The sequence below is a fragment of the Mycobacterium sp. E796 genome, assembly GCF_001672815.1.
Taxonomy (GTDB): Bacteria; Actinomycetota; Actinomycetes; order Mycobacteriales; family Mycobacteriaceae; genus Mycobacterium.
In genome coordinates this window covers 1-24,572 of record NZ_LZKK01000234.1, presented here as the reverse complement: position 1 = coordinate 24,572, position 24,572 = coordinate 1, and the positions used below count along the sequence as shown (strand labels likewise).

The following is a 24,572-nucleotide window of genomic DNA, read 5'->3' as shown; positions in this document are numbered from 1 at the left end:
CATCCGCGTGGAAGTTGAAGTCACCGCCATCCTGCTTGCGTGAGCGATCCGACCTTCCGATCAGTGCACGCGAAAGGATCCCCGAGATAGTGAGTGCGTACCCGATCGTCGAGTTGTCCACCGACGCGCTGCTGACCACGACCCGCTCGGTGCGCAAACGGCTCGATTTGACCAAACCTGTTCCTATCGGCCTGATTCGGGAATGCCTGGAAATCGCGGTGCAGGCGCCGACGTCCGCCAACGTGCAGAATTGGAGCTTCATCGTGGTCACCGACCCGGAGCAGCGTCGCGCGATCGCCGATGTGTACCGCCGCACATGGGACTTGATCGTCGCATCCCCTTTCGCGTGCACTGATCGGAAGGTCGGATCGCTCACGCAAGCAGGATGGCGGTGACTTCAACTTCCACGCGGATGTTGGGCCACACCAGTCCGTCGATGATGCTGAACATGGCGGCGGGCTGGTGACTGATCACGTCTCTACTCACCGCCAAGTAGGCGGACGCATTGTCACGGCTCGTAACCCATTGCCGCATATAGACAATGTCGGTGAGCTTGGCGCCGGCCTTAACGAGCGCCCTTTCGATGTTGGCCCAGCACTGCCGGGCCTCTTCGGTGAAGTCCTCGGGCACACTGCCGTCTTCGCGCAGGCCCGGCGTGCCGGAGACGAAAATCTGTGTGCCGCCGCCACCGGATATGGCAATGGCGTCGGCGTATTTGCCGATGTGAGCGGCCACTCCAGTGTAGATCGGGGTAATCGTGGTCATCTCAAGACTCCTCGTTGGGTGTGACGTTTTTCTGGTGTGTGATGGCAACTTCGTCAACGTCTAGCGTGATGACAACTCCCCTGGACTCGTGGCCTGCGACGACGTGTGCGAGGGCGGTGGCAGCCTGATCCAGGCTGCAAGACCGCGGAATGGGCATGCTCAATCGACGGGAGGCGAGGAGCGCGGCGAGGCGGTCGAGTTGAGGCCCGTCGGAGCGGACATACACTGCGGTCACGCTGATCCCGCGGCTGGATGCAGGTAGGTCGGGTGTGATGGTGGCTAGCCGGCCGCCGTCGCCAACCGCGGTCATCGCCGTCGCGGCACCCCCGGGGGCCGCATTGGCGGCGGCGTCGATGGAGCCCTTCGCCAGCTCCCTCGCGTGGCGTGGCCACTGCGGATTGCGATAATCGATCACCTCACGGGCACCATGCTCGCGGACCCGGTCAACGCTGTGCGGGCCGGCAGTGGCGAGGACGTCAACCCCACGCATGGCCGCCAGCTGGACGATCAGCCCGCCGGTGATTCCGCCCGCACCGTGAACGAGCAAGGTCTCTCCACCATCCAATGCCAACGCCTCTCCGACCACCTGCTCGGCGGTCAACGCCGGCACCGGAAAGATCGCTGCGGTGGCCCATGGAATTTCGGGCGCTTTATGGGCGAGCGATCCGACGGGCGCGATCAGAAGCGGCGCCCAAGTGCCTTGACCGCGCAGCGGAACAGGGTGGCACAGCACCGCATCGCCAACGCCGAATCCGCTCGGGCGGTTACCAACGGCCTTGATGACTCCAGCAGCCTCGACGCCGAGAGCGAGCGGCGGCCTCCGACCGACATCCCAACCTCCGTAGCGAACGATATTGTCCCAGTTGCCAATCCCGGCAGCACGAACGTCAATCAGGACCTCGTCGGCCGCCAGCGGTCGTGGGTCGTGCACTTCGAACGTCTGCACTTGGCCGCCTAGGGTGCGGATCCCCGCCACAAGCATGGTCACAGTGAGGCGACCGGCCATTCGTAGGTCATTGTGGTTCCTTTCAAGATCAAGGTTCTACGGCTTTGATTCGCTTACGCGCTCTTCTGTGCTTTCTGCGGCCCGTTTTTCAGTAACGAGGCAAGTTCGGACTCTTGGGTGAGTAGCGGATCCCAGACCTGATTGACCGTCGGATGTGGCGCGACGGCGTGGCGGAGCAGACTGACTGGGACCTTCGCGACGATAGCCAGGGTGGCCGCTTGAACCAGTTCGGAGAACTGTGGGCCGACAAATGTCGCTCCGAGCAGCGTGTTGGTCTCGTCGTTGATGACCAGTTTCGCCCATCCTTCGAACCCATCCCGGTAAAGGGCGAGGAATGACACCGCGTCGGGGTAATGGGCAGTTCGCGTCCGCACCGCGAACCCTTCTGCTTTGGCCAGACTTTCGGTGCGGCCCACCCAGGCCACTTGGGGATCAGTGTGGACAACCTGCGCAAGGCTGCCGGCATCTCGGACAGTCAGCTCGTTCTCGGATAGTTCTCGCCCCGCAGCCCGGGCCGTGATGATGTCGGCCACGACACGGCCGTGGTATGTGGAGATATGAGACAGCCGGGCACGACCGGTGGTATCTCCGAGAGCGTATAGCCAGCCGCCTGTGACGCCGACGGCCTGGAGATGGTCGTTCACAGAAACGATCCCGCCGGCCGGCAGGCCAATGGTTTCCAGTCCGATGTTGTCGGTGTTGTTGCGCCGTCCGGTGGCCAGGACGACCTCGTCTACCTCGATGGTCTGGCGTTGAAAAGTAGCGGTGACGGGACCGCCCGCGATGGGGCGGGCTACCGCCGACAACTCTGTCTCAAAGTGAATCTTGACGCCTTTGTTGCGCAGTGACTGCGTGACCAGTTCACGAGCTTCGGGTTCGCAGTTGGCAAGCAGGGTGTTCTCCCGCACCAAAAGTGTTACTGCTGAACCCAAACCGCGCAGGATCGTCGCGAACTCGACGGCGACGGGGCCGCCGCCCACCACCAGCGCGCGAGGCGGCACCTGCGTCATGGTCGTCAAGTCCCGATTGGTCCACGGGCGTGCTCGCGCCAACCCGGGTATCTCCGGTACGTTCGGACGGGTTCCGGTGGCCAGCACGACCGCGTGGCGTGCGGTCAAGACGGTTTCGGTGGTGTCCCCCAGGGCATAGGCCACGCGCACTGTTCGTTGGCCGCTCAGCCGGCCGAACCCATGAAACACTGCTACCCCGGCATGCTGCAACGATGCTGTGCGCTCTTGGTCGGAGAGGTGTTCAATGAGCGCGTCGCGTTTCGCGAAGACGGCCGCAAGGTCGAGTTCTTGCTCCGGAATAATCTCTCGCACACCAGGAACCGCCTTGGCGAGATTGAATACCTCGATCGGGCGCAGCAATGTTTTGCTCGGGTTGCAGCCCCAGTAATGACACTCTCCACCGACCAGACGATCCTCCACGAGAGCTACCGAGAGGCCCACCGACGCAAGCTTCCGCACGGCGGCCACACCACCCACCCCGCCACCTAGAACGATGACGTCGAAGTCTTTGCTTGCTTTCATTCATCTCTCATTTCCGACGATCGACACGTGTAGCTGTAGTCTGGTAATGCTTACGGCTCAATGGATTGGCCGCAGTCAGACGGCTTGCGACAATTTCGAGTGTCCGGAGTGGACAAGGCTTCCGGCGTACGTTGCAGCGATGTTGTGCCGAGAATCGCGTAGGCGGCGGCTGCGCTCGCCGCAGAGAAGACACTGTAGCTAAGCGGCGATTCCAGACCGAGGGATACCGCCATCGCGGTCCCGAATACGAGGAGCGTCAGGCAACTCGCGGTGCCGACGGTCCTCGGCCGCCAGCCGGCCAGGAGCAAGGCTCCCAGCGCCGCCTCGGTTGCGGTAGAGCCCCACACAACGACGGTCAATAACCATCCAGAGGCGAACGGAACGAGCTGGTGGGCATAGTCGGCGAAGCGGTCCATGCTCCCCCAACTGCCCTGCCCGAGTGGTGCCCACCAACCAAGTCGGTCGGCAACAGCGGACAGAAAGCCCGCCGCGAGCGACAATCGCAACGCTATCCCGACAGCCCGGATCGGATCAGGCATGCGCACGGACTCCTCCTGGCGAATAGATACTGTCGTCACAGCGCGCACGCCCCATGACGCCAACATCTTTCGCTGTCGGCGCGACAGTCACCGGCTGGCATCGTCATCCGTGGTGAGCGGGCCATCTCCGGTATCGAGCAGGAAGACGGCCAGTAATTCAGCCGGTTCGGTGGCGCTCGCATTTTCACTGATCGTGTGGTGCGCCCCGGGGACCTCCTGCCACGTCTCACCGGCGTGGTAGACGCGTGCGGGCTCACCTTCGATCTGGCTGCGGATCGCTCCGGAGATCACGTACGCCATGATGAACGCTGATTTTGCGTGGTGGTGCGCCCCGCTTTTTGCTCCGGGCGGATAACTGACAGTCACTGCTTCAAGTGATTTGCCCGGAACATTGGTCGGCTGATTGAAGACGGGGCGAACCACCGGCTTTTGATCGGAACCCTCTGGCATCGGCTCGGCGTGGGCCCCGGGCGCGAGCATCATCGCGGCTGTCAATGCGACGAGTGGAATTTTCAGGGCCATTTTGCTGCCTTCTTTCAGTCTTCGGCCACGCGAAGGATCGTCTTGCCGGGGATGCGTTTGCCGGGAGCGAAAGCGGCGGCGGCTTCGGCGAGCGGCAGCACGGCGCCGACCACGGGCTTAAGCCGTCCATCCCGGACCCGCGCGGCGAGGCCGGCGAGCTGGACCCGGTCCGCCTCCACCAGGAAAAAGATCGCGCGGCCGTCCCGCGGCTGGGTCTTCGGCGGCTCGGCAACGGTGACGAGCGTTCCGCCGGCACGGACCAGAGCGGCCGATCGGGCGAGGATGTCTCCGCCGATCACATCGAACACCACGTCGACTTCGCCCGCGTCTTCGAGCTTTTCAGTCTCCAAGTCGAGGAAGGTGTGGGCGCCGAGCTCCAACGCCCGGTCTCGGTCTGCGGTCCGGCCGGTACCGATGATCCGTGCACCGACCTCGCGAGCGAGCTGCACCGCGATTGACCCGACCCCTCCCGCGGCGCCGTGGATCAGGACCGTTTGTCCGGCCGCCAGGCGACCGTGGTCGAATAGACCTTGCCAGGCGGCCAATCCAGAGATCGGCAACGCGGCGGCGGTGGTGTGGTCGATGTCCATCGGCAGCGGTGCGAGATTGCGGGCTTCCATGGCGGTGTATTCCGCCAGCGAGCCGTTGCGCGCCCAGTCGGCGAGCCCGAACACCCGCTGACCGACGGTCAAAAGCGTGGTGCCGTAACCCAACTCCACCACGACACCCGACAGCTCGTGGCCGGGCACACTCGGTGTCCGGTCATGACCCGCCCGGTCGATCCAAGTGTGTGGCCAGTCAAGCTCCCCGGGTGTGAAGCCCGCGGCGTGTACCCGAACAATGACGTCGTTGTCGGCCGCCTGGGGGTAAGGCAGGTCGCTCAGCGATAGGCCAGCGACACCGGCGTCGCGATCTGAAACAGTGATGGCTTGCATTACAGGTCCTCTCTGATAAGGGTTTTGGTTGCAGGGTCGGGCGCGGGTTGCGGCTGCACGCTGACGAGCTCGAGGCCTAGGTCACGGACCCGGTCGAGCAGTCCGTAAAGTTGTGACTGGTCACGGATTTCACCCGTGAACACGCTTTCGGTCGAACCGGCCTCGAGGCGCATCCCTTCTAATGCGGACCCGAGCCGCTCCGTGAGGCGGCCTCGAATGCAGATCTGGTAAATCGTCGACTGCACTTCAGCCTCCGCTCCCCAACTTCCGAATCAGCATTTACCGACGTAGGGTGAATGGTCATCACCCGTCGAGCTAATTCACCCGGGTGAGTGCGGCGGCATCGCTGGAGTATGGAAAGGCATACGGACGCGAACATCCCCGGCCGGGATCTGTGGTGGCGACCTTCTGCAATCGATTCATTATCCGGTCGCATCGCGAATGAACTGGCCAATCTGGCGTAGCGAGCGCGTGGCCTCGGGAATGATCGGCGCCGCGAATTGGAACACGTGGATTTGGCCCGGCCATATCTGCACCTCGACCTGAACACCGGCTGCGGCCAGCCGCTGGGCGGCCAGCTGCGCGTCATGGAGCAGCACCTCGCAGCCGGACACATGGATCAAGGTCGGTGGCAGGCCGGGTCGGATGTGATCGAGTGGTTCGTAGAGCGCGTCGGGAAGCCCCTTGGCGCGGCGCTGAGCTCCAGCGCGAGCGATTAATCCGTGCAGGGCGTCGAACGCTCTGGGCGGAAACATCGCATCCGAGCCGATGTTGGGGTGGGTCGTTTTGCGCGGCGTGGACAGTCGCAGCAGCGGTGACATTGCCACCAGCGCGGCAGGCTGTTCACCGCACTCGAGCAGGCGTTCGGAGAGCGCAAGCGCCAGATAACCACCGGCGGAGTCGCCCGCCAGCACGATCTGATCAGGCTGATAGCCCTGCCGGCGCAACCAGGAGTAGCCGTCGTAGCAGTCATCGACCGCATCGCTGACCGAATGTTTGGGAATCTTGCGATAGTTGGGCACCAGTACGGGGCTGTCGGCGAAACGCGACAGCATGGTCACCAGTCGCCCGTGCGAGTAAGCGCCGCAGGTCAGGAACGCCCCGCCGTGCAAATACAGCACAACCCGGCGGGTACCGTCGGCCGGTAGCACTCTCGCGGCGCGGACGAGCTGCGCGGTGCAATGCGCCAGGCCGATGCCGTCGCGTACCGTGCCCGGTGCCGGCGGGATGGCGCGCGCGGCGAATTCCACTGCGCCCCAAGGCCAGGGCACCGATGGCAGGTGGCAGCCTACGCTCAACGCAGGGCGGATCATCAGCCGGGCACCGAGCGAGGCGATGCGCCCGGCCATGCTCGGGCCGTCCTGAGTGACGTCAACGACTTCGCCGGCGCGGACCGAATACTCCGGTGAACCCGATACACTGGCGAATGAGCTCATGTCATCACTTCCATGGCGGGTCCGTCAGTTTCCCTGCAGCCCAACACATTCGCGCACCATCAGATTCGAAACCGGTGGCAGGCTCCGGTCTCGGGCAGCGCGGCTCGGTGACGGCCCGGTGGTCATACCGCTTGCGGAGCGCCGCTCGTCGCCGCACTCCCACCTTTTGGCGTCGGCGGCCCGCGTAGGCCGTCAGCCCGGCCGCCACCGTTGCTCCCGCACAAATGGCGGCGCTGGCGCTGAAATCGCTTAGCTGACCAACGGTTAACGTGAGGACGGTGTAATCGCCGGAAACTACCGCCACAAATAGCCAGGCCACGCGTAGTCGGTTCATGATGTCGGGCCCCCGGGGCCGATCGTGCGCACGGTGAAGACGCTGCGCAGGAACCCAGTGGGGCGCCCGCAGGTGGAGCAATGCGGGCGGGCGCCGCATCGGGATGCCATCTCGCTCTTGCCGCTTACGTAATCCGCGATGGCCCGATGCAACGTAGCCAAGCAGGCTTGACAGAGCGTCTCAACGAGATCGCCGTCTGGGGTTAGTCCTCTCTGGTCACATCCGTCGATGGCGTGTATCTCGGCTACGGCCACTGCCGGCGCACCACAGGCATTGCCGGTCGACACCCGCTGGGCACTGCAAATGGCCTGCAGCGCTTGAAGTTGATCCTCGATCGCCGGTATGGCGTCCATCGGGGTGCCTCCTTTCCGACGTGTCCAAAGCCGGGCAGAGGCGGCCGCGTCCCGCATTCGATCCAGCAGCCACGGTGTTCGCGCGGTCCCGGAGTCGTATTCGGCAGTCGATCGTTGAAATTGGCGAGGCTTCATTTGGTTTTCTCCAATTTGTGGCGATGGGTTCCGCGGTAATCAACGCAGCAAGGTTGTCGACCGTCATCGCGACCCGTTGCTCGCTGATGCGGCCCCGAACACAGAGCCGGTACATGATCGGCTCCACATACCCTCCGCTCGCGATCTCATAAGCCAGCATCCGTTGAGGTGGGATGAGTGGTCATCACCCGGCGAACTGGTTCACCCGGGCGATTCGGCGAATATCGCGAAGCACCGATTAAGGAAGAAGCGCCGGGAACCCGAGGCGAGGGCGATTCACTCCATAGTGACGACGGCCGCGTGACTACCGCAGGACGCGGGTATTCTCGGCAGTAATGTAAATGCGAAATACGTTGGGATACCGCATGATACACCTACGCAAGACTGCACTGTGCACACCCGTGAGTGTCAATGTCGACGGGGCGCTCGGCTGTTGTAATTAGCGAGTGCGCTGGCGCGTCCGACTACCTGTATGGTCAGCGTCCCACTGCGCATCGATGCGGGTCACGCGGCGAAGCTCCATGACGAGCCGCTGCGCTCCCGCGATCACGCCGAGAACAGCGATGAGCGCCGTGGTGGGAAGCCATTCGTAATGTCGATACGCGGCTTCTGCCGCGGTGCTGATGAGCCCAAATGTCGCTACTACCAGCAGGATCAACCCCGGCCAGAAGAAGTTGTCCTTTACGGTGATACCTGCGTGCGGTTGCGTGGTCCGACAGTGATCCGTCGGATCGTCATGTGTGTCTCCCATCGCCGCTCCCTCCGTCGTCCTCATACGAGATATCGAATTCCATCCATGGCGGACCCGCACGAACTACAGCATCTCGACGCGGATCACCGATACATCGGTGACTGCCGGACGGTTTTGTTAGGTCGAGTCGGCCCGGCCGCGGATAAGGAGCTCGGGCAGCGTCACCCCTATCGTTGTCACGAGCCACACCACCGTCGTCGTGGCCAGGCAGGATGGCATACCGTCAATGGTGATCCCGTGCGTCAATATCGACGCAAGGATCAACGCGACGATCGTCAATGCCAAGCTGGTGCCCCCAAGGAGCAGCGACGCGTACTCACGGGGCAACTTCAAGATCGATAAAGACAAGATCCCCTGCATCACGGCGAACGCCAGCACGGCGATGATGAACCCCGGTACCGACAACGAAACTCCGGGAACAATCCACGCCGCAACCAGTAGTCCAATCCCCCACGATGCCAGAAGCACAATTACCCACCGCAGGATTTGTCGCATGGCAATAAGCGGAAGTCCTGGGGCTGGGGACACGTCCATGCTTGGTGGGCGCCGACCTCGTTGCGGGATTGTGAATTGACAGTCATCGAGGTTGATGCGCGCCATCGCTCGGTCCCTTTCCCGGATTTGTTCACCTGCTACGCCGTGCTGACTTTGGTTGTGTAGCGCCGAAACAATCGGTCGTTGCCGCACACGTCTTTCGGTAGTCAAGCCTGGTCCGCCGCGGGGTGAGCTGTCTTCATCCCACAACGCCAATCACCCGGGTGAGTAAGGACACTCCGAGGCCGCGGCATCGCATGCTCCCGGACCGGCCGCAAAGCGGTGTGCCGTCAAGGTCAATCTGAAGTGTTGCGTCTTCCCGCGGGCGCGATGGAACAGTCATCTATTTGACGTTTTCCAGCGCTTCAGAACGCCCAGCGCGAATCACCCGGGGAACAGATCGTTGGGGTGATGACGATTCACCCCGCGCGCGGGCATCCTCATCGAGGAGCAGATGCCCCGGGTTCATGAGCACACAGCGGGCGCAGCCTAGTCCACAGCTAGGTGCGACTGGATCGGAAGCATAAAGACGGGTGGCCCGGCCGCCGCCAGGGAGCCCGGGAACGAAACTACGACATGCGCGACGCGATGGCTGACTTCAGCCACACCAGACCTTCCGGGCCAGTGCATTCGAAAAGGACGGCGATGACTGAGGCTTATGTTTTGGGCGGCGTACGAACCCCGTTCACCCGCTATGGCGGCACGCTGTCCGGTATTCGGGCCGATGACCTGCTGGGAATGACGATGAAGGGTGCCTGCGACCGGCTGGGTGTGCCGCTGGATGCCGTGGAGGACATCGTGGCGGGTTGCGTTAACCCCGCTCACGAGGGCATGGGCGACGTCGCCCGCTGGGCGGCGTTGTCTGCGGGATTTCCTGACACCGCGGCCGGGGCCACCATGAACAGATTTTGCGGATCATCACTAAGCGCGGCGCTGACCATCAGCCATGCGATCAAGGCCGGCGACCTCGGCCTGGGTATCGCCTGCGGAGTCGAGTCGATGTCTCGATCGGGGTGGGCGTTGATGAAGGGCGAGGCCGCCTTCAGTCCCCGAGGCCCGGTTGTCATGCTCGACACTATGTGGAGCGGTGCTGGAGGACCGCCCAACACGGTATTGCTGGCCCGCAACGCTTACATCACCATGATCGAGACCGCGCAAAATGTCGCCGACCGCTACTCACTGAACCGGGAGGAGATCGACGCCTTCGCACTGCGCTCCCAGCGACATGCCCGGGCCGCCCGTGATCGAGGTCGGCTAGCCAAAGAGATTATGCCCGTGACGATCCCAGCGACCAAGAAGACGCCTGCCCGCCTAGCAGAGCATGACGAGTTCATCCGCGATGACACCACCGCTGAGGTGCTGGCGGCCTTACCAGCGCAGCCCGGCACGACTCAAATGACGGCGGCCAATTCCTCGCCGTTAAGTGATGGTGCAAGTGCCGTTGTCATCGCTTCCGGGAAGCGAGCCAGGGAGCTCGGCATCGAACCGTTGGCCCGCGTGGTATCGAGCGCGGTCTATGGCATCGACCCCCTCATTATGGGCGTGGCCCCTGCATGGGCGATCCCGGCCGCGATCCGCCGGGCTGAGCTTGTCCCCGAGCAGATCGACGTGTGGGAGGTGCACGAGGCATTCAGCGCCCAGGCGCTCGGCGTGCTGCGGGAATTGCCAAACCAGCTAGATGGTTTCGTGGTTCCCGATGACAAGCTGACCCCCAATGGCGGCGCGGTAGCGATCGGACATCCGTTCGGGGCTACCGGAACTCGTTATTTGTTGACGTTGGCGATCGAATTGCGTGAAAGAGGTGCCCGTTACGGGGTGATCGGAATCTGCATCGGCTCGGGGCAGGCCGTAGCGATGGTCCTGGAAAGCGTTGCTGCAGAATAGAATCAGATGCTTTCGCCCTGGGGCTGATCAGGACGCGTCTTATCGAAACGACACCCACGACTCTACTGAGGCTTCTATGGATCATTTCGATGTCGCCATCCTCACGGGGCACGCCATCAACCTATGACGCCGACACCGAACCACGCTCGCATGCCATGCCGACCCGCGATCACCGAACGCCGGCCCGCACGGCAGAGCACCACCGAGTGATGCGGTCCGCGGGCCGGGTTCGTGATGTCATCGTCGCCGGGTCAGGCCCCGCCGGCTACACCGCGGCGATTTACGCCGCGCGAGCCGGGCTTGACACCCTCGTGGTGGAGGGCGTAATGCCTGGCGGTGCACTGGTGGCCGCCGGGTCGGTTGACAACTATCCCGGTATCGGCCCGTCCGTGTGCGGACCCGTCCTGGTGGCTGCGATGCGCGACCAGGCACAGCGCTTCGGCGCCGAATTTCACCAAGGCGACGTCGACCGATTCGTTCTGCACGATGCGGTGAAGACCATCGCCATACGCGACGAACGACACCACGCCCGCGCGCTGATCCTCGCGATGGGTTCCATCAACCGTCCGCTCAATGTGCCTGGCGAGCGCGACCTGTTGGGCCGCGGGCTCAGTACCAGCGCCAAACGCGATGGTGCGGAGTACACCGGTTACGAGGTCGCCGTCATCGGTGGTGGCGACGCCGCGGCCGAAGAGGCGCTCTATCTCGCACCGCTGGTCCGCCACGTGACCCTCGTCCACCATCGTCCCCGGCTCCGGGCATCGGCAATTGGCGTCGCTCGGCTACGCGCTCATCCCAACATCACGATCCTGATGTCCACTGAAGTGCTAGCCGTCCTCGGCAGACACCATGTCACCGGGTTGCGGGTGCGCAACACGCATAGCACAGCCTTCTACGACATCGACGTTGCCGCGGTGTTCATCGCCGTCGGACAAAGGCCTCGCTCGGACCTATTGAAGGGACTTATCGGCCTCGATACCCGGGGCTACGTTCTAACCCGTGCGGATAGTAACCACACCTCAGTGGACGGCGTATTCGCCGCCGGTGCCCTGATCGACCGACGCTACCGCCAAGCGATAACCGCTGCAGCCACCGGCTGTGCTGCTGCACTCGACGCCCAGCGTTGGATCACCGAATCACACCCCACGCCGCAATGGACTGACAGACGCACTTAAACGTGAAATCGACTTGGCCGCTTGTCAACTCGTACATCATGCCGATGACCCTTCCCATCCGTTAAAAGAATGGAGATAGCGCCTTTGGCTTCGAAGATCGCCAGGTGAATACGATCGGGGCTTTCGTGTCCGTGCTGTCGCAGTACAGCCTGCAGATCGGCATTGGTTAGTCCGCATCGGCGCAGGTTGCGTCGGTCGACATGTCCGTTGCGGATCAGCACTTTGAGAGGCGGATCGATGAAGCGCCGAATCGCCGGAATGAAGCGCAATCTGGCTAGTACCGCGTGGGCGAGAAGAAGGCTGATGAGCGCCGCGGTTGCGTTGAGCCACGAGCTATCGCTGGCTGTTGCAGCCCGACCGACGATGGCTCCGGCCGCCACCGCAGCGATCCAGTCGAACGGCGCGAATTCGGCGAGGGTACGGCGCTCCATGAACCGAAACAGGATCGCAGCCGTGAGGAATAGCGCCGAGGCTTTGACAGCGGCATCGAGGGAACCGAGCGGGTCGCTGATCAGAGCATGAAATAGTCGGTCCACGCCCGCCTCCGTTCAAGGGTGAGTCGTTTCGCGGCGCCAGGGCGTCGGTGCCTCGGGGCGGCGCTTAGCGATATCGTGCCTACTTGCCGCCGCGTCCCACGATGGCGACGACCTCGATCTCGACGCGCTGGTTGGGCAGCGCGAGCGCCTCGACGCCCACCGCCGTCCACAACGGGAGACTCTCGCCGAACCGCGCGCGGAGTTGGTCCACCATCACCGACATGTGTTCGTCACCAATGGATTCGACGACCGTCGGGACATGGTAGGAGCGAATGTTCACCACGTCGTGCCAGCTGGCGCCGGCCTCGGCGAGGGTCTTTTCGACGTTGTCGCAGGCCTGGACTATCTCCTCCTCCAGGGATGCGCACGACAAGGTGAAATCCACGTCCCAGCCTCCTTGGCCGGAGATCTCGATGCGATCGCCGATTCGTAGAGCTTGGCGGTAGTGGTTGCGGTTACGGGCGATCTCGCCGTATCCGGGGGTGTCGAAGAACTCGGGTTTGGCCATGCCACGGCTTCCTCTCGTCATTGATTGTTGCGGCCCAAGGCTGTTGTTCTGCTTGTCCGAGAAGCACGGCCGGTCCCCGGGGGCCCGCAGCTCAGATCAACGACAACTATCGGTGGGCATGGGGTGAGATGTCTTCATCCCGCTGGGCAATTCACCCGGGTGGAGACCCTCAGTTCTCATTGCCTCCCGGTGTGGTTGAAGTTTCGTCTCTGATGGTGGCGATGGCCGCTGCGTCCTCCACCGCGACTCGGTTTGCGGCGCGGAGTACAGCGCACACGTCGTCGGTGGGTATGACCGCGGCGCCGGAGGCATCGGCGAAGACATAGTCGCCGGGCCGGACCGCCACCCCCGGCGACCACGATCGGACGGTTCGCCTCGTACGGGGTCACGATGTCGCCGCCCCATCGCGTCGTTTCGCCTCGGCAATAGATGGCGAGGTCGTAGAGTTCGAGTTCGGCGAAGTCGCGCAGCCGTCCGTCGGCGAGAATGCCGGCGAGCCGATGGTTTCGGACACGCGGCAGCTTTGTCCCACCTCCCAATGACGCATCGGTGTAGCCGTTGCTGGCCAGGACCAGGACCAGCACGCACCCGTCGGCGCCGCCTTCGATGGCGTCGTAGAACAACGTCTTGAAGTTGTAGCGCTCGGGCGGGAGAGCGGCCCGGCGCGCGGGGAAGTAGGAGATGGTCACGTCGGGGCCGAATAGCCGGCGACCGGGAGTGGGGCTAACCAGGTCGAGTAGATGACACCGATGTCGGTGCCGTCGCCCCATGGCGTCCACGATGCCGGCGGTACGCACGCGACTGGCGAGCGCTTCGAGGGATTCCATCAGGGCGCCGGGATCGGAACACGCCAGGACCGGGCGCCGCGGAAGTCGAGCCACACATCGGTGGGCGTGCGCACCAGTCGGGCCAGGACATCTCCGCAGCATGGGCAGCGCACCACGATGCCGGGCCCGCGATGATAGACGTGGCTCTCGGCGAATGTCCTGGCGCAACCGCATTTTCCGCAAGTCAACGTCGCGGTGGTGACATCGAAGCCCAGCACTTCTGCGAAAGCGCCCGCGACCGCGTTACCGTCGACGTGCGTTGGTTCGGTCATTGCCCCTCGCTTCTGAATTAGTTACTCGGCCCGAACCGCTCGGTCCGGATGGCTGACGGCGGATGCCCCTGCGCGATCAGCTTCGCGGTCACCGATTCCACGAATCCCGTTGGACCGCAGACATAGACGCGCGTACCGGCGGCGGGCGCCCAATCCGTCGAAGCGAGGTCAGCGCCACGGACTCGACCGGGCGGCCGGGCGGACTGCGGCGGGGCCACGCGAGTGTAGACCAGCGCAACCTGCAACCAGCCACATTCGCGCTCGAGCCGGCCAAGCTCTTGGGCGTAGTACACGTCGTCGGGACTGCGCACCGAATAGACGAGTCGAAAGTCGGCGCTGCCCGCCGTTACCCGCTGTCGCAGCATGGCCATCAACGGGACGATCCCCGATCCGCCGCCGACGAGCAGCACCCGAGCCTGATCGTCAGGCCGCCAGACGAACCAGCCGCCGATGGGTCCTCGAAGTTCGATCTCTTCCCCGACGGGCAGTCCGGTGAGGTAGGGCGAGACTTCCCCGTCGGGAATCTGCTGCACGGTGAGCTCGATGCGCTCACCGTCGGGTGGTCTGTTCAGTGAATAGCTGCGTTGCGCGCTGTAGCCGTCCTCAGCGGTCAGCTTGAGATCAATGTGCTGGCCAGCCAAGTGCCCGCCCCAGCCCGGCACGGTCAGCGCGATCGTTTGCGCCGAGTCGGTCTCGGGTTCAGAGTGCACCACACGCGCGACCCGCCAGCGCAACTTCGATTCCAGGTGGACGTCCACAGTCGTCGTCAATCCCCCGCGTAGCGCTGTTCTCGCCAAGGGTCGCCGTAGTTGTGGTAGCCGAACCGCTCCCAGAATCCCGGTGCGTCACTGTCGCGCAGCTCAATGGATTTCACCCACTTCGCGGACTTCCAGAAATATAGGTGCGGCACCAGCAACCGCGCCGGCCCTCCGTGTACCGCGCTAAGAGGTGCGCCCTGGTACGCGTAGACGATCCACGCCTTCCCGCCGAGAAGGTCGCCCAACGGAAGATTTGTGGTGTAGCCGCCGTAGGAACCGACCAGGGCGAATCCGGCAGTGGTGTTGATTGATTCGAAGAGCGTGTCCAGAGAGACCCCTTCCCACTCGGTATCCAGTTTGGACCACGTGGTTACGCAGTGGATGTCCACATTGAGTCGCTCGCTGGGCAGGAGCTTGAGATGGGCCCAGGTCCAAGAGTATTCGGCACCGAGCTCGTTGCGAATCGTGAATCGCCAGTCATCGAGATTGATCCGCGGAGTCGGTCCTGCTTGCAGGACAGGGAAGTCCGCGGTCAAATGCTGGCCGGGCGGTAGCTCACGGGCCGGCTCACCGCTTCGTCCACGAAAGCCGTTGTTGACGATACTCATTGGTGCTCCGTTTGGTGGTGGTGATCATCGCGAACAAGTCCGGCGTTGGATGTTCAGCTGAAATGAGAGGCGGGAACTGCCGCTGCCGCCTTCGGCAGATGGACGACTTCGCTTGCCGTGAATTGCGCGTCGGCACCGCAAGCGAATCCCATCGACAACACCGTGCGCGGGAAGAAGACGTCGGTGAGATATGCGAGTGCGACCGCCCAGCGGTTGACGAGGCGCGGAAGTGCGTAGAGGTGGTAGGTACGGGCGACAAACTTTGCGGGATAGCCCGACAGGTGCACGCCTAGCGGGTTGGCGACGGCGTAGCGCGGACCCAAGTCGACGACCATACCCTTGTCGCTATGATGGTAGTCCCTCCGCTCGCCGTAGCCGAGACTTGCAGCGACGTTGTGGGCCAACGTCTTACCTTGTCGGATCGCGTGCTGGGCGGTGGACGGGGCGATCTTGCCGGGCTGAGTTAGGTCCGGAACGGCGGCGGCATCGCCCGCGGCAAATACGTCAGGGTGACCTGGTACCTGCAGATCGGTCTGCACCTTCAGTCGGCCCCGCTCGGTTTCCAAGCCCAGCGTGGCGATCAGCGGTGACGGGGCCACGCCAGCTACCCACGCTACGGTGTAAGTGTCGATGCGCGAATCATCGGTGAGCACAACATGATCAGCGTGAACCTCCTTGAGGGTCGTGCCCAACCGCACATCGATTCCGCGAGAGCGCAGCACACGCATCGCCACGTCGCCGAGCTTCTGCCCCAGCTCGGGCATGACATGGTCGGCCAAGTCCAGCAGCACAAACCGCACCGAGGCCCGATCGAAGCCCATTTGCTTCGCCGCCGCATCGGCGAGCGCTCGCAGCTGCGCCGTCAACTCTGAACCCGAATACGACGCACCGACAACGACAATCGTGCGTCGCGCGGCCGCACGCGCCTCGTTTTCGTCGACGTGAGCGAGTTCCAACTGCTCGATCACTCGATCGCGCAGATACAGCGCCTCGGCCGTCGACTTCAGCCCGTGCGCGTGGGTGGCCAAACCGGGCGTATCGAACAGCCGGGTCACCGAGCCGGGTGCTAAGACCAGCCGATCCCATGACAGCGTCCCTACGTGGCCCTCCGGATCGGTGAACGAGAGGATACGCCGGTCGAAGTCAACGCTATCGACCCGGCCGCGCACCGCCTGCACGCCCTTGAGCGTTCCGGCCAGCGGAACACAGACAAACCGCGGGTCGACCAGCCCACCGGCCACATCAGCCAGCAGTGGCGTGTACTGCAGGTAATCGACCGGCGAAACAATGGTCACCCTCACATCCGAGGCACGCGCCCTGTCTAACCGCCGGGCCAGGCGGCGCGCGCACTCGAAAGCGGCGAACCCGCTGCCGACGATCACAACTGAGGTGTCCGGTTCCGCCTTTGGGGGTTGACGGTGGGCCGGGACCGGCTTCATATCTTTTCTCCTGTGCGGCATTTGGGCATCGACGTGGTGTCAGCGATCGATCGCAAGAGGTAGTGGCGTCCTTGGTGGCCACGCGTCCTGCACCGCGACGTGGTAGACGGCTGCGGAGATATCCAGCACAGCATCTCCCGACCCTGTCCATCTGTCATCACTCCTCAGCACGATTCACCCGGGTGATAATGCTTAACCTGGGATCCCGCCACATCGAAGTCCGACGATGGCGATCGCTCGTCGATCGGCGCGATGCGCCATCAACCGCCACCGGATCCACCGAGCCCTGGTTGGTTTGATTAGTTCGTGCATCAGTTCAGATCATCGCGGGCTATGAGCCGGCGGGCCGCCTCAGTGATCGAGCCCGAGAGCGACGGATAGACCGCAAGCGTCTGCGCCAGATCGTCGACAGTGATCCGGTTTTGAACGGCCATCGCGATCGGCAGTATCAATTCCGAGGCGATCGGCGCGACCACCACGCCACCGATTACCACGCCACTGTCCTGCCGGCAAAATAGCTTGACGAAGCCATGATGTAGCTCCGACATTTTCGCCCGCGCATTGGTTTTCAACGGCAACATGATCGTGCGGGCCTGGATCGAGCCGTCGTCGATCGCGGTCTGCGCGACGCCGACCGTCGCGAGCTCGGGGTGGGTGAACACCGTCGCCGCGACGGTGCCCAACCGGAGCGGATTGACGGCTTCACCGAGCGCGTGATACATCGCGATCCGACCCTGCATCGCGGCAACGGATGCCAACGGCAAAATGCCCGTGCAGTCCCCCGCAGCGTAAATGCCCGCGACCTGTGTCCGCGATACCCGATGTCGAAGCCCAGGCGGGCCGCCCGTCGCAGTTCGGTGCGCAGGCCCGTGGAGGCGATAAATGTCTTCGATGGCACGCAGTCGCACAAGACCGCGGCGCCGCCTATCCCGTCGGAATCGACGACGGTGACGCGGGCTACGGCGGGACCTCCTGCGGCCGCAACCAATACAGCCTCGTATCCGGCCGGCCCGCCGCCGAGAATCACAATTCGGGTCACCACAGCTCAAGTGTCTTCATCGACGACGATATGCATGGCGGCTTCTTCCGCCGATGCAGCGCCGCCGTCAATGCCGACGTCGTGGGCCAGGTAGTCCGTCCCTAAATCCGTCGGGTCGACGGCGAAGGCGACAAGCCGACCTGCGCGCATGTCGCCGACCTGATCGTCGATTAGCTCACCATCGCTGTCGGCGCTATCGCCGATTCCGTCGCCATCCGACTGATACGTCACGTCGGGCACCTCGCGGGCCAGTCGGCGGGCCAGACTTTCATGGGTCCGCGCTTCCCTCGTCGTGAGACCCCACGCCAGGAGTTCACGCGGGCGTTCCGGCGGTGAGTAGCCCTCGTCGAAGTCGATGCCAGTCTGTTCTGAGTCCAGGCTTTCTTCCGGTTCGAGCAGGTGGGCCTGCACATCATCGAATTCAGAAATCCCCATCAGCGCCGCCTCCATTCCGTATCTCCAAAAGGTCACGCTCGCGCAGCGAAGGCCGTCTATGGCCGCTCGGTCGTTGTCTCAGCCGAGCGCCTCAACAAGGTCGCGGCAGGCTCGTTCACAGCGACGGCATACGTCGGCGCACACGCGGCAATGCTCATGTTTCGGCGCATGCTTGTCGCATTCGTCTGCGCTCGTCTTACAGGAGATGGCGCACGTTTGGAGCACCGTTGTTGTCAGGTTGGCGTCGTAGCCCGTGTGCCGGGACAGGACGCGGCCGGTTGTGGCGCAGACATCCGAGCAGTCAAGGCAAGTACGGATGCATTTAGTTAAGTGATTGACGTCGTCTTCACTGAGGCAGGCGTCTGCACACGCGGTGCAGGCTTGGTCACATTCGATACAGGCCTCGATGCATGCGACCAGCTTGACCCAGTCGATGCGACCTAGGTCTCGTGGATAGGTCTCAAGCATTCTCCTGGCGGCGCTCACCATGTTCTCCTTGCTCGGGGCGATGGTTATCCCACACACAACAGAACACGCTGCGCGGGCGTAGACGTTAAGAGCATGGCGCGCAAAGGGGTGAACTGTCGTCGCCCACCTCCGTGACTCACCCGGGTGGTTGACGACAGAAGAATCGTCAGAGCCGGTCGATCGGATCGGCAAGTTCAGGCAGCAGTCGATGCGAACCGTTCGGCGTCGAGTTCGCGGATGGCGTTCTGCGACGACGCGCCGGTCCTCATGTCGACACCTCGCCCGGTGAGAGCGATTCGCTTGGACTTCAACAGTTTTCGTCATCGACGGCGCCACATACAAAGTGGGCACGTGAGTTGCCACGACCTCGACGACCGGGCCGATGGCCGAGGTCGACCGCGAAGCGCAGCCGCCAGCATGTCGTCGGTGCCGAGGGAACTGCGCTCACCCGGACGAATTGCGACAACGGGTGATGACCACTCACCCTGCGCTGGTGGACGCTGGCACCAGACGGCGAGCGGAGGGTCTGTGGAGGCAAGGAAATACCGTACCTGCGGTAATAGCTGCGCGAGGCGGGAATCGGTCCAAGAGGCAACGGCGCCGGACGGCTCGTTGAGCGCTGAATTTGAAAGGGCCCTCATCCCGCTCCTCGAGCCTCTCTACCGGCAAGCTCTTCGGATGACCTCCAATCGAACGGATGCGGAGGATCTGGTGCAAGAAACGGTGCTCAACGCTTATGCCGGTCTGCGGACATTCGAGCCAGGAACGAACCTCGCAGCTTGGCTGCGGCGAATCATGACCAACGCCTATATCAGCAGTTATCGGAGGCAAAAGCGCCGTCCCATGCAACATCCGGTTGGCGAGATCACCGATCGACAGCTAGTGGCCAGTGCCCCGCGCAGTCCCGCGGGCCTACAGTCGGCCGAAGACCAGGCGCTCGAATTGCTGCTAGACCCGTACCTCAAGAAGGCAATGATGGTCTTACCTGAGCACTTTCGCATCACTGTCTATTTCGCTGACATAGCGGGATACTCCTACAAAGAGATCGCCGCCATGACAGGCACCCGTCAAGGAACGGTAGGTTCGAGGCTCACCCGCGGACGAAAACAATTGCGCGATTTATTACTCGACTCGCCAGTCGACCATGCCGCCAGGACAATCGATAAGGCCCCGAGCCGGGGACCCCGACGCCGTGCAATTGTTAACGACGCCAAGCTCAGTGGAGATCATTCACCGGGCGATGATCACTGACGGTCCTGGTCCCTGGGACAGCCTAGCCCCAATACAGTACCGCCGGACGTTCGTCAGAGGACCTCGCAACTTGGTCCTCATAGCGCCAATAACTGTGCATGGCAACCGAAGTTGCCAGTATGGCTATGGCAGGCGCGCCACTACCTGCGCTCCGCCAGCACCGCCGCCATCCTGCCGCTCGCAGCTCCTCCTTGTTTGTTAGATCGAGTCTCTGCCTCACTCGTACACACTCCAGTGGCAGCTATCGCTTATTCGCTCGTGTGCGCACGAAGTGGGCCTCACTCCGCATGCGGTCGATCATGTGTGGATAGTGCAGCTCGAACGCGGGCCGCTCAGAGCGGATGGGCGGCAATTCAGTGAAGTTATGCCGTGGGGGTGGGCTGCTGGTTGCCCACTCGAGCGAATTGCCGTGGCCCCAGGGGTCGTCGACGGTCACCGGTTCGCCGTATCGCCAGCTACGGAAAACGTTCCACACGAACGGCAGCATCGAAGCACCGAGGATGAGCGCCCCGAGGGTTGAGATGACATTGAGTGCGGTGAACCCATCGGTGGGCAGGTAGTCGGCGTAGCGCCGTGGCATCCCCTTATTGCCGAGCCAGTGCTGCACCAGAAATGTTGTGTGGAACCCGATCAGCGTCAGCCAGAAGTGCAACTTGCCCAGCCGTTCGTCGAGTAGCCGGCCGGTCATCTTGGGGAACCAGAAATACACTCCGGCGTAAGTGGCGAACACGATGGTGCCAAACAGAACATAGTGGAAGTGGGCGACCACAAAGTACGTGTCGGTGACGTGAAAGTCGATTGGTGGACTGGCTAGCAGCACGCCCGACAAGCCGCCGAGCAGAAAGGTCACTAGGAAACCCGCTGCGAAAAGCATGGGGGTCTCGAAGGTCAACTGACCCTTCCACATTGTACCGATCCAGTTGACGAACTTGATTCCGGTGGGAACCGCAATCAGGTAGGTGGCGAAGGAAAAAAACGGGAGCAGCACTGCACCGGTGGCATACAGGTGGTGCGCCCACACGGCGATCGACAGCGCCCCGATGCCGATGGTGGCGTAAACCATGGTGAAGTAGCCGAACAACGGTTTGCGGGCGAATACGGGGATGACTTCGGTGATGATACCGAAGAAGGGCAGCGCGATGATGTAGACCTCGGGGTGGCCGAAGAACCAGAACATGTGCTGCCACAACAGGACTCCGCCGCTGGCCGGGTCGAACGCGTGCGCGCCAAGGTGACGGTCGGCAGCCAACCCGAACAACGCCGCCGTCAGGAGCGGGAACGCCACCAGCACCATGATGCTGGTGACCAGGATGTTCCAGGTGAAGATCGGCATCCGGAACATCGTCATGCCCGGAGCACGCAGACACACCACAGTAGTGATCATGTTGACACCACCCAGGATGGTGCCCAAGCCGCCGACGATGAGCCCGACAATCCACAGGTCACCTCCAGGGCCTGGCGAATGGATTGCGTCGGAAAGCGGGGTGTAGGCGGTCCACCCAAAATCTGCCGGGCCGCCGGGGGCGAGGAAGCCGGCCAAGGCAATGACCGCACCCAACACGAAGAGCCAAAACGACAGCGCGTTGAGCCGAGGGAAGGCGACGTCCGGCGCGCCGATCTGCAGGGGCAGCACAAGGTTGGCGAACCCGAACACGATGGGGGTCGCATAAAAGAGCAGCATGACTGTGCCGTGCATCGTGAACAGTTGGTTGTACTGCTCGTTGGATAGGAACTGCAGCCCGGGCGCGGCCAGTTCGGCGCGGATCAGGAGTGCCATGAACCCGCCGAAGAAAAAGAACGTAAAGCACGCGACGACATACATCATCCCGATCACCTTGTGATCGGTCGTGGTGATCAGCCGGTAGATCAAGCCACCCTTGGGGCGGACACGCTCTGGGAACGGCCGGCTGGCCCGAAGGCCTCCCAATGGCGGCGCCGAAGCGAACATCAGATCGGTCTCCTGGATAGCTGAAAGTTGAATTCTGACTGGGGGTTCAGCGCCGGAGTGCCCGAGACCAGGATGCCGCGAACTTGGCGACCCCATCGTGTTCCAGCACGGCGAACACGTTAGGCAGATCGATTCCGACCGCAGTCAGCCGGTCGAACACCTCCTGCGCCTGCGCCACTGTGCCAGTCATGGTTTCGCCGGCGATGTAGCCGTGGTCGGCTACCGCCTCTAGTGTCGGCTCCGGAATTGTGCTGACGGTGTTTGGTGCCACGAGTTCGGTGATATACATCGTGTCGGGATAGGCGGTGTTCTTAACCCCGGTGGAGGCCCACAGCAGTCGTTGCACGCGGGCACCCGCGGAGCGCAGGGTGGTGAAGCGTGGTTCGCCTTCAAAGACCTGTTGGTGGGCGGCGTAGGCCAACCGCGCGTTGGCGACTCCCGCCTGCCCTCGGAGTGCGAGCGCCCGATCAGTGCCGACCGCCTCAAGTCGCTTGTCGACTTCGGTGTCGAGGCGAGATACGAACAATGATGCCACCGAATGAATTTGAGTTAGATCAGCACCAGCATGCTGCGCGGCCTGGATGCCGGACAAATAGGCGTCCATGACCGCTCGGTGCCGCTCCGCGGAAAAGATCAGTGTCACGTTCACCGAGACACCTTTGGCCAGCGCCGCGGTGATCGCGGGCAGCCCCTCGGCGGTCGCCGGTATTTTGACTAGTACGTTGGGCCGGTCGACGATCTTGGCCAACTCGACGGCCTGCGCGACCGTCGCATCGGTGTCGTGGGCCAGTGACGGATCGACTTCGATGGACACCCGTCCGTCGACGCCGTCGGAGTTCTCCCATTGCGCGCGCAGCACATCGCAGGCCGCCCGGACGTCGTCGGTGATCGCCGTGCGCACCGCGGTGTCGATGTCCACACCGCGTGCAGTCAGCTCTTCGATCTGGCCATCGTAGGCGCGGCCGTGGGAAAGTGCGCGCTCAAAGGTCGACGGGTTAGTGGTAACGCCGACAACGCTTCTCGTGTGGATGAGTCGTCTCAACTTGCCGGAACGAAGCAGCGGGCGCGACAAGTCATCCAGCCAGACCGACACCCCCGCCGCCGATAGCGCTGCCAAATTCGCGTTCTGAGTCACCCCGTCACCGCCGGTCGCCGGCGACTGACCCGAAGTAAGACCCTCGCCGCAGCCCACGCGGCGCCGTAGAGGACCAACGGCGCATACGCGCTCAACAGCACCTGCCGATCCGGTTGAGTCGTGGGTTCCCGGTTATGCATATTCCGCCGCCACTGCTCCACCGCCCGCACCGTCACCGCGGCTGGGTAGTGTCCATTCGGGACGGATGTAGTGGCAGGTATAGCCGGATGGATAGCGCTGCAAGTAGTTCTGGTGCTCGGGCTCGGCTTCCCAGAACTCGCCGGCCGGGTTGACCTCGGTAACGACCTTGCCCGGCCATCGCCCCGAATCGTCGATGTCGGCGATGGTGTTCAGTGCGATTTGCTTTTGCTCGTCGTCCAGATAGAAGATTGCGGACCGGTAGCTCGTCCCGACATCATTGCCCTGACGGTTCTTGGTGGTCGGATCGTGGACCTGGAAAAAGAATTCCAGCAGCGCCCGGTAATTGGTCTCGTCCGGGTCGTAGGTGATTTCGAGTGCCTCGGCATGGCCCGGGTGATGCCCGTAGGTGGGATGCCTGTTGGTGCCCCCGGTGTAGCCGACACGGGTGGACACCACGCCGGGCTGCCGGCGGAACAGGTCCTCCATGCCCCAAAAGCACCCGCCGGCAAGAACTGCGATCTTGTTATGGTTCGTCATGGGCGCTGCTCGCTGACGCTCAGGCGTTGCTCAGAAGCGTCTTTCGTGAACAAGGCCAGATATTCGCCGTAGCCCTGCGCTTCCAGGTCATCGCGGTGAATGAATCGCAGCGACGCCGAGTTGATGCAGTAGCGCAAACCGCCTGCTTCTGTGGGGCCGTCGGGGAATACGTGCCCCAGATGGCTGTCTGCGCGGGCCGACCGCACCTCGACTCGATCCATGAAGTGACTGCGATCGCGCCGCGCAACGATACTGTCCGCGCTGATGGGCTTGGTGAAACTTGGCCAGCCGGTTCCGCTGTCGAATTTGTTCACCGAGGCGAAAAGCGGTTCGCCAGAGACGATGTCGACGTAGATGCCGGGTTCGTGATTATTGCAATACTCGCCCGTGAACGCCGGCTCCGTGCCGTTCTCCTGGGTGACGCGGTATTGCTCGGGGCTCAGCGCGTCGACCGCGGCAGGGTCCTTGCTGTATTGGTGTGACACCTGATCTCCTTCGTTTACCCGGACTTATGTTGACGCGCTTGGCGTTTCGGTGTATCCGGCGTCACCGCTGACTTAGTTGCGGCCGGCCATGATGCCGCCGTCGACGTTGAGAATCGCGCCGGTGACCCAACTGGCCTCGTCAGACAGCAGATACGTCACCGCGTTAGCGACGTCTGCGGGGGTGCCGACTCGTCCGAGCGGATGAAGCGGCGCGAATGTGGCCAAGGTGGCGTCGATCTCGTCTTTGGGGATGAAGCCCTCGTAGAGCGGTGTCTTGACGACCG

Annotated in this window: 28 protein-coding genes and 1 pseudogene; 4 read left to right on the top strand and 25 right to left on the bottom strand. The window is 63.1% G+C overall.

Features of this window, described 5'->3' with window-relative positions:
- The first annotated feature begins 113 nt into the window (after positions 1-113).
- Positions 114-395 carry a nitroreductase family protein gene (locus A5706_RS17190; protein WP_231985336.1) on the top strand — a complete coding sequence of 94 codons (282 nt, stop codon included), beginning with the start codon at positions 114-116 and terminating at the stop codon, positions 393-395.
- On the opposite strand, the gene A5706_RS17185 is transcribed toward A5706_RS17190, so the two are convergent.
- The 10 genes from A5706_RS17185 to A5706_RS17140 all read right to left on the bottom strand — a co-directional run bounded on the left by A5706_RS17185 (position 373) and on the right by A5706_RS17140 (position 8,803).
- Complete coding sequence (locus A5706_RS17185) at positions 373-765, bottom strand: Rid family hydrolase (protein ID WP_068100726.1); 393 nt, start codon at positions 763-765, stop codon at positions 373-375. The genes A5706_RS17190 and A5706_RS17185 overlap by 23 nt on opposite strands.
- Position 766: 1 nt before the next feature.
- Entirely contained in the window at positions 767-1,711 is a 945-nt protein-coding gene (locus A5706_RS17180; protein WP_231985335.1) for an NADP-dependent oxidoreductase, read from the bottom strand.
- Positions 1,712-1,824: 113 nt separating this feature from the next.
- A complete protein-coding gene (locus tag A5706_RS17175) occupies positions 1,825-3,303 on the bottom strand; it encodes an NAD(P)/FAD-dependent oxidoreductase (protein WP_068132735.1) in 1,479 nt (492 codons plus the stop codon).
- 50 nt (positions 3,304-3,353) lie between these two features.
- The gene (locus A5706_RS17170; RefSeq protein WP_068132732.1) at positions 3,354-3,842 is read right to left on the bottom strand and encodes a hypothetical protein; all 489 of its coding nucleotides are present in this window, start codon (positions 3,840-3,842) and stop codon (positions 3,354-3,356) included.
- 87 nt (positions 3,843-3,929) lie between these two features.
- Positions 3,930-4,364, bottom strand: a complete 435-nt coding sequence (locus tag A5706_RS17165; protein WP_068132730.1) for a cupin domain-containing protein — start codon at positions 4,362-4,364, stop codon at positions 3,930-3,932.
- Positions 4,365-4,378: 14 nt separating this feature from the next.
- Positions 4,379-5,299, bottom strand: a complete 921-nt coding sequence (locus A5706_RS17160) for an NADP-dependent oxidoreductase (protein WP_068132726.1) — start codon at positions 5,297-5,299, stop codon at positions 4,379-4,381.
- Entirely contained in the window at positions 5,299-5,544 is a 246-nt protein-coding gene (locus A5706_RS17155; RefSeq protein WP_068100718.1) for a hypothetical protein, read from the bottom strand. The genes A5706_RS17160 and A5706_RS17155 overlap by 1 nt, the downstream gene beginning before the upstream one ends.
- 177 nt (positions 5,545-5,721) lie before the next feature.
- A complete protein-coding gene (locus tag A5706_RS17150) occupies positions 5,722-6,735 on the bottom strand; it encodes an alpha/beta hydrolase (RefSeq protein WP_068132724.1) in 1,014 nt (337 codons plus the stop codon).
- A 1,261-nt stretch (positions 6,736-7,996) separates the two neighbouring features.
- Positions 7,997-8,308 (bottom strand): protein UsfY, encoded by a 312-nt coding sequence (usfY, locus tag A5706_RS17145; RefSeq protein ID WP_082964455.1) that lies wholly within the window; start codon positions 8,306-8,308, stop codon positions 7,997-7,999.
- Positions 8,309-8,425: 117 nt separating this feature from the next.
- A complete protein-coding gene (locus A5706_RS17140; RefSeq protein ID WP_068132721.1) occupies positions 8,426-8,803 on the bottom strand; it encodes a phage holin family protein in 378 nt (125 codons plus the stop codon).
- A 684-nt stretch (positions 8,804-9,487) separates the two neighbouring features.
- Between A5706_RS17140 and A5706_RS17135 the strand changes: the two genes are divergently transcribed.
- Together A5706_RS17135 and A5706_RS17130 are read left to right on the top strand one after the other, a co-directional pair.
- Positions 9,488-10,726 carry a thiolase family protein gene (locus A5706_RS17135; RefSeq protein WP_068132716.1) on the top strand — a complete coding sequence of 413 codons (1,239 nt, stop codon included), beginning with the start codon at positions 9,488-9,490 and terminating at the stop codon, positions 10,724-10,726.
- Positions 10,727-10,935: 209 nt separating this feature from the next.
- Positions 10,936-11,901, top strand: a complete 966-nt coding sequence (locus A5706_RS17130; RefSeq protein ID WP_068132714.1) for an NAD(P)/FAD-dependent oxidoreductase — start codon at positions 10,936-10,938, stop codon at positions 11,899-11,901.
- Here A5706_RS17130 and A5706_RS32380 read toward each other — a convergent pair.
- From A5706_RS32380 to A5706_RS32375, 10 genes and pseudogenes are all read right to left on the bottom strand, one after another.
- Entirely contained in the window at positions 11,898-12,437 is a 540-nt protein-coding gene (locus A5706_RS32380; RefSeq protein ID WP_082964451.1) for a DUF421 domain-containing protein, read from the bottom strand. The genes A5706_RS17130 and A5706_RS32380 overlap by 4 nt on opposite strands.
- Positions 12,438-12,516: 79 nt before the next feature.
- Positions 12,517-12,945 carry a Rid family hydrolase gene (locus tag A5706_RS17125; RefSeq protein WP_082964450.1) on the bottom strand — a complete coding sequence of 143 codons (429 nt, stop codon included), beginning with the start codon at positions 12,943-12,945 and terminating at the stop codon, positions 12,517-12,519.
- A gap of 176 nt (positions 12,946-13,121) precedes the next feature.
- Positions 13,122-13,772, bottom strand: a complete 651-nt coding sequence (locus tag A5706_RS17120) for an RraA family protein (RefSeq protein WP_231985333.1) — start codon at positions 13,770-13,772, stop codon at positions 13,122-13,124.
- Positions 13,772-14,044 (bottom strand): DUF6510 family protein, encoded by a 273-nt coding sequence (locus tag A5706_RS17115; RefSeq protein ID WP_068132707.1) that lies wholly within the window; start codon positions 14,042-14,044, stop codon positions 13,772-13,774. Before A5706_RS17115 ends, A5706_RS17120 begins: the two co-directional genes overlap by 1 nt.
- Before the next feature lie 17 nt (positions 14,045-14,061).
- Positions 14,062-14,814 carry a ferredoxin reductase gene (locus A5706_RS17110; protein ID WP_369831890.1) on the bottom strand — a complete coding sequence of 251 codons (753 nt, stop codon included), beginning with the start codon at positions 14,812-14,814 and terminating at the stop codon, positions 14,062-14,064.
- The gene (locus A5706_RS17105) at positions 14,811-15,410 is read right to left on the bottom strand and encodes a sulfite oxidase-like oxidoreductase (RefSeq protein WP_068132700.1); all 600 of its coding nucleotides are present in this window, start codon (positions 15,408-15,410) and stop codon (positions 14,811-14,813) included. The genes A5706_RS17110 and A5706_RS17105 overlap by 4 nt, the downstream gene beginning before the upstream one ends.
- Before the next feature lie 53 nt (positions 15,411-15,463).
- A complete protein-coding gene (locus tag A5706_RS17100) occupies positions 15,464-16,849 on the bottom strand; it encodes an NAD(P)/FAD-dependent oxidoreductase (protein ID WP_068132696.1) in 1,386 nt (461 codons plus the stop codon).
- A 311-nt stretch (positions 16,850-17,160) separates the two neighbouring features.
- A pseudogene (locus A5706_RS17095) lies at positions 17,161-17,891 on the bottom strand (FAD-dependent oxidoreductase).
- Positions 17,892-17,894: 3 nt separating this feature from the next.
- A complete protein-coding gene (locus A5706_RS17090; protein ID WP_068132689.1) occupies positions 17,895-18,338 on the bottom strand; it encodes a DUF5709 domain-containing protein in 444 nt (147 codons plus the stop codon).
- 63 nt (positions 18,339-18,401) lie between these two features.
- On the bottom strand, positions 18,402-18,791 hold the full coding sequence (locus A5706_RS32375) for a four-helix bundle copper-binding protein (RefSeq protein ID WP_197517867.1): 390 nt from the start codon (positions 18,789-18,791) through the stop codon (positions 18,402-18,404).
- 528 nt (positions 18,792-19,319) lie between these two features.
- On the opposite strand from A5706_RS32375, the gene A5706_RS32370 reads away from it, so the two are divergent.
- The gene (locus A5706_RS32370; protein ID WP_255406318.1) at positions 19,320-20,042 is read left to right on the top strand and encodes a sigma-70 family RNA polymerase sigma factor; all 723 of its coding nucleotides are present in this window, start codon (positions 19,320-19,322) and stop codon (positions 20,040-20,042) included.
- 241 nt (positions 20,043-20,283) lie between these two features.
- Here the strand turns inward: A5706_RS32370 and ctaD are convergent, their stop codons facing one another.
- The 5 genes from ctaD to A5706_RS17065 all read right to left on the bottom strand — a co-directional run.
- Positions 20,284-21,990: a cytochrome c oxidase subunit I gene (gene ctaD / locus A5706_RS17085; RefSeq protein ID WP_068132686.1), complete on the bottom strand. Its 1,707-nt coding sequence runs from the start codon at positions 21,988-21,990 to the stop codon at positions 20,284-20,286.
- A 46-nt stretch (positions 21,991-22,036) separates the two neighbouring features.
- Positions 22,037-23,125 (bottom strand): transaldolase, encoded by a 1,089-nt coding sequence (tal, locus tag A5706_RS17080; protein WP_068132682.1) that lies wholly within the window; start codon positions 23,123-23,125, stop codon positions 22,037-22,039.
- 132 nt (positions 23,126-23,257) lie between these two features.
- Positions 23,258-23,803 carry a peptide-methionine (S)-S-oxide reductase MsrA gene (gene msrA / locus A5706_RS17075; protein WP_068132680.1) on the bottom strand — a complete coding sequence of 182 codons (546 nt, stop codon included), beginning with the start codon at positions 23,801-23,803 and terminating at the stop codon, positions 23,258-23,260.
- Positions 23,800-24,288: a peptide-methionine (R)-S-oxide reductase MsrB gene (msrB, locus tag A5706_RS17070; RefSeq protein WP_068132677.1), complete on the bottom strand. Its 489-nt coding sequence runs from the start codon at positions 24,286-24,288 to the stop codon at positions 23,800-23,802. The genes msrA and msrB overlap by 4 nt, the downstream gene beginning before the upstream one ends.
- 72 nt (positions 24,289-24,360) lie before the next feature.
- A partial coding sequence (locus tag A5706_RS17065) for an SDR family oxidoreductase (protein ID WP_156767189.1) occupies positions 24,361-24,572 on the bottom strand: 212 nt, incomplete at its 5' end.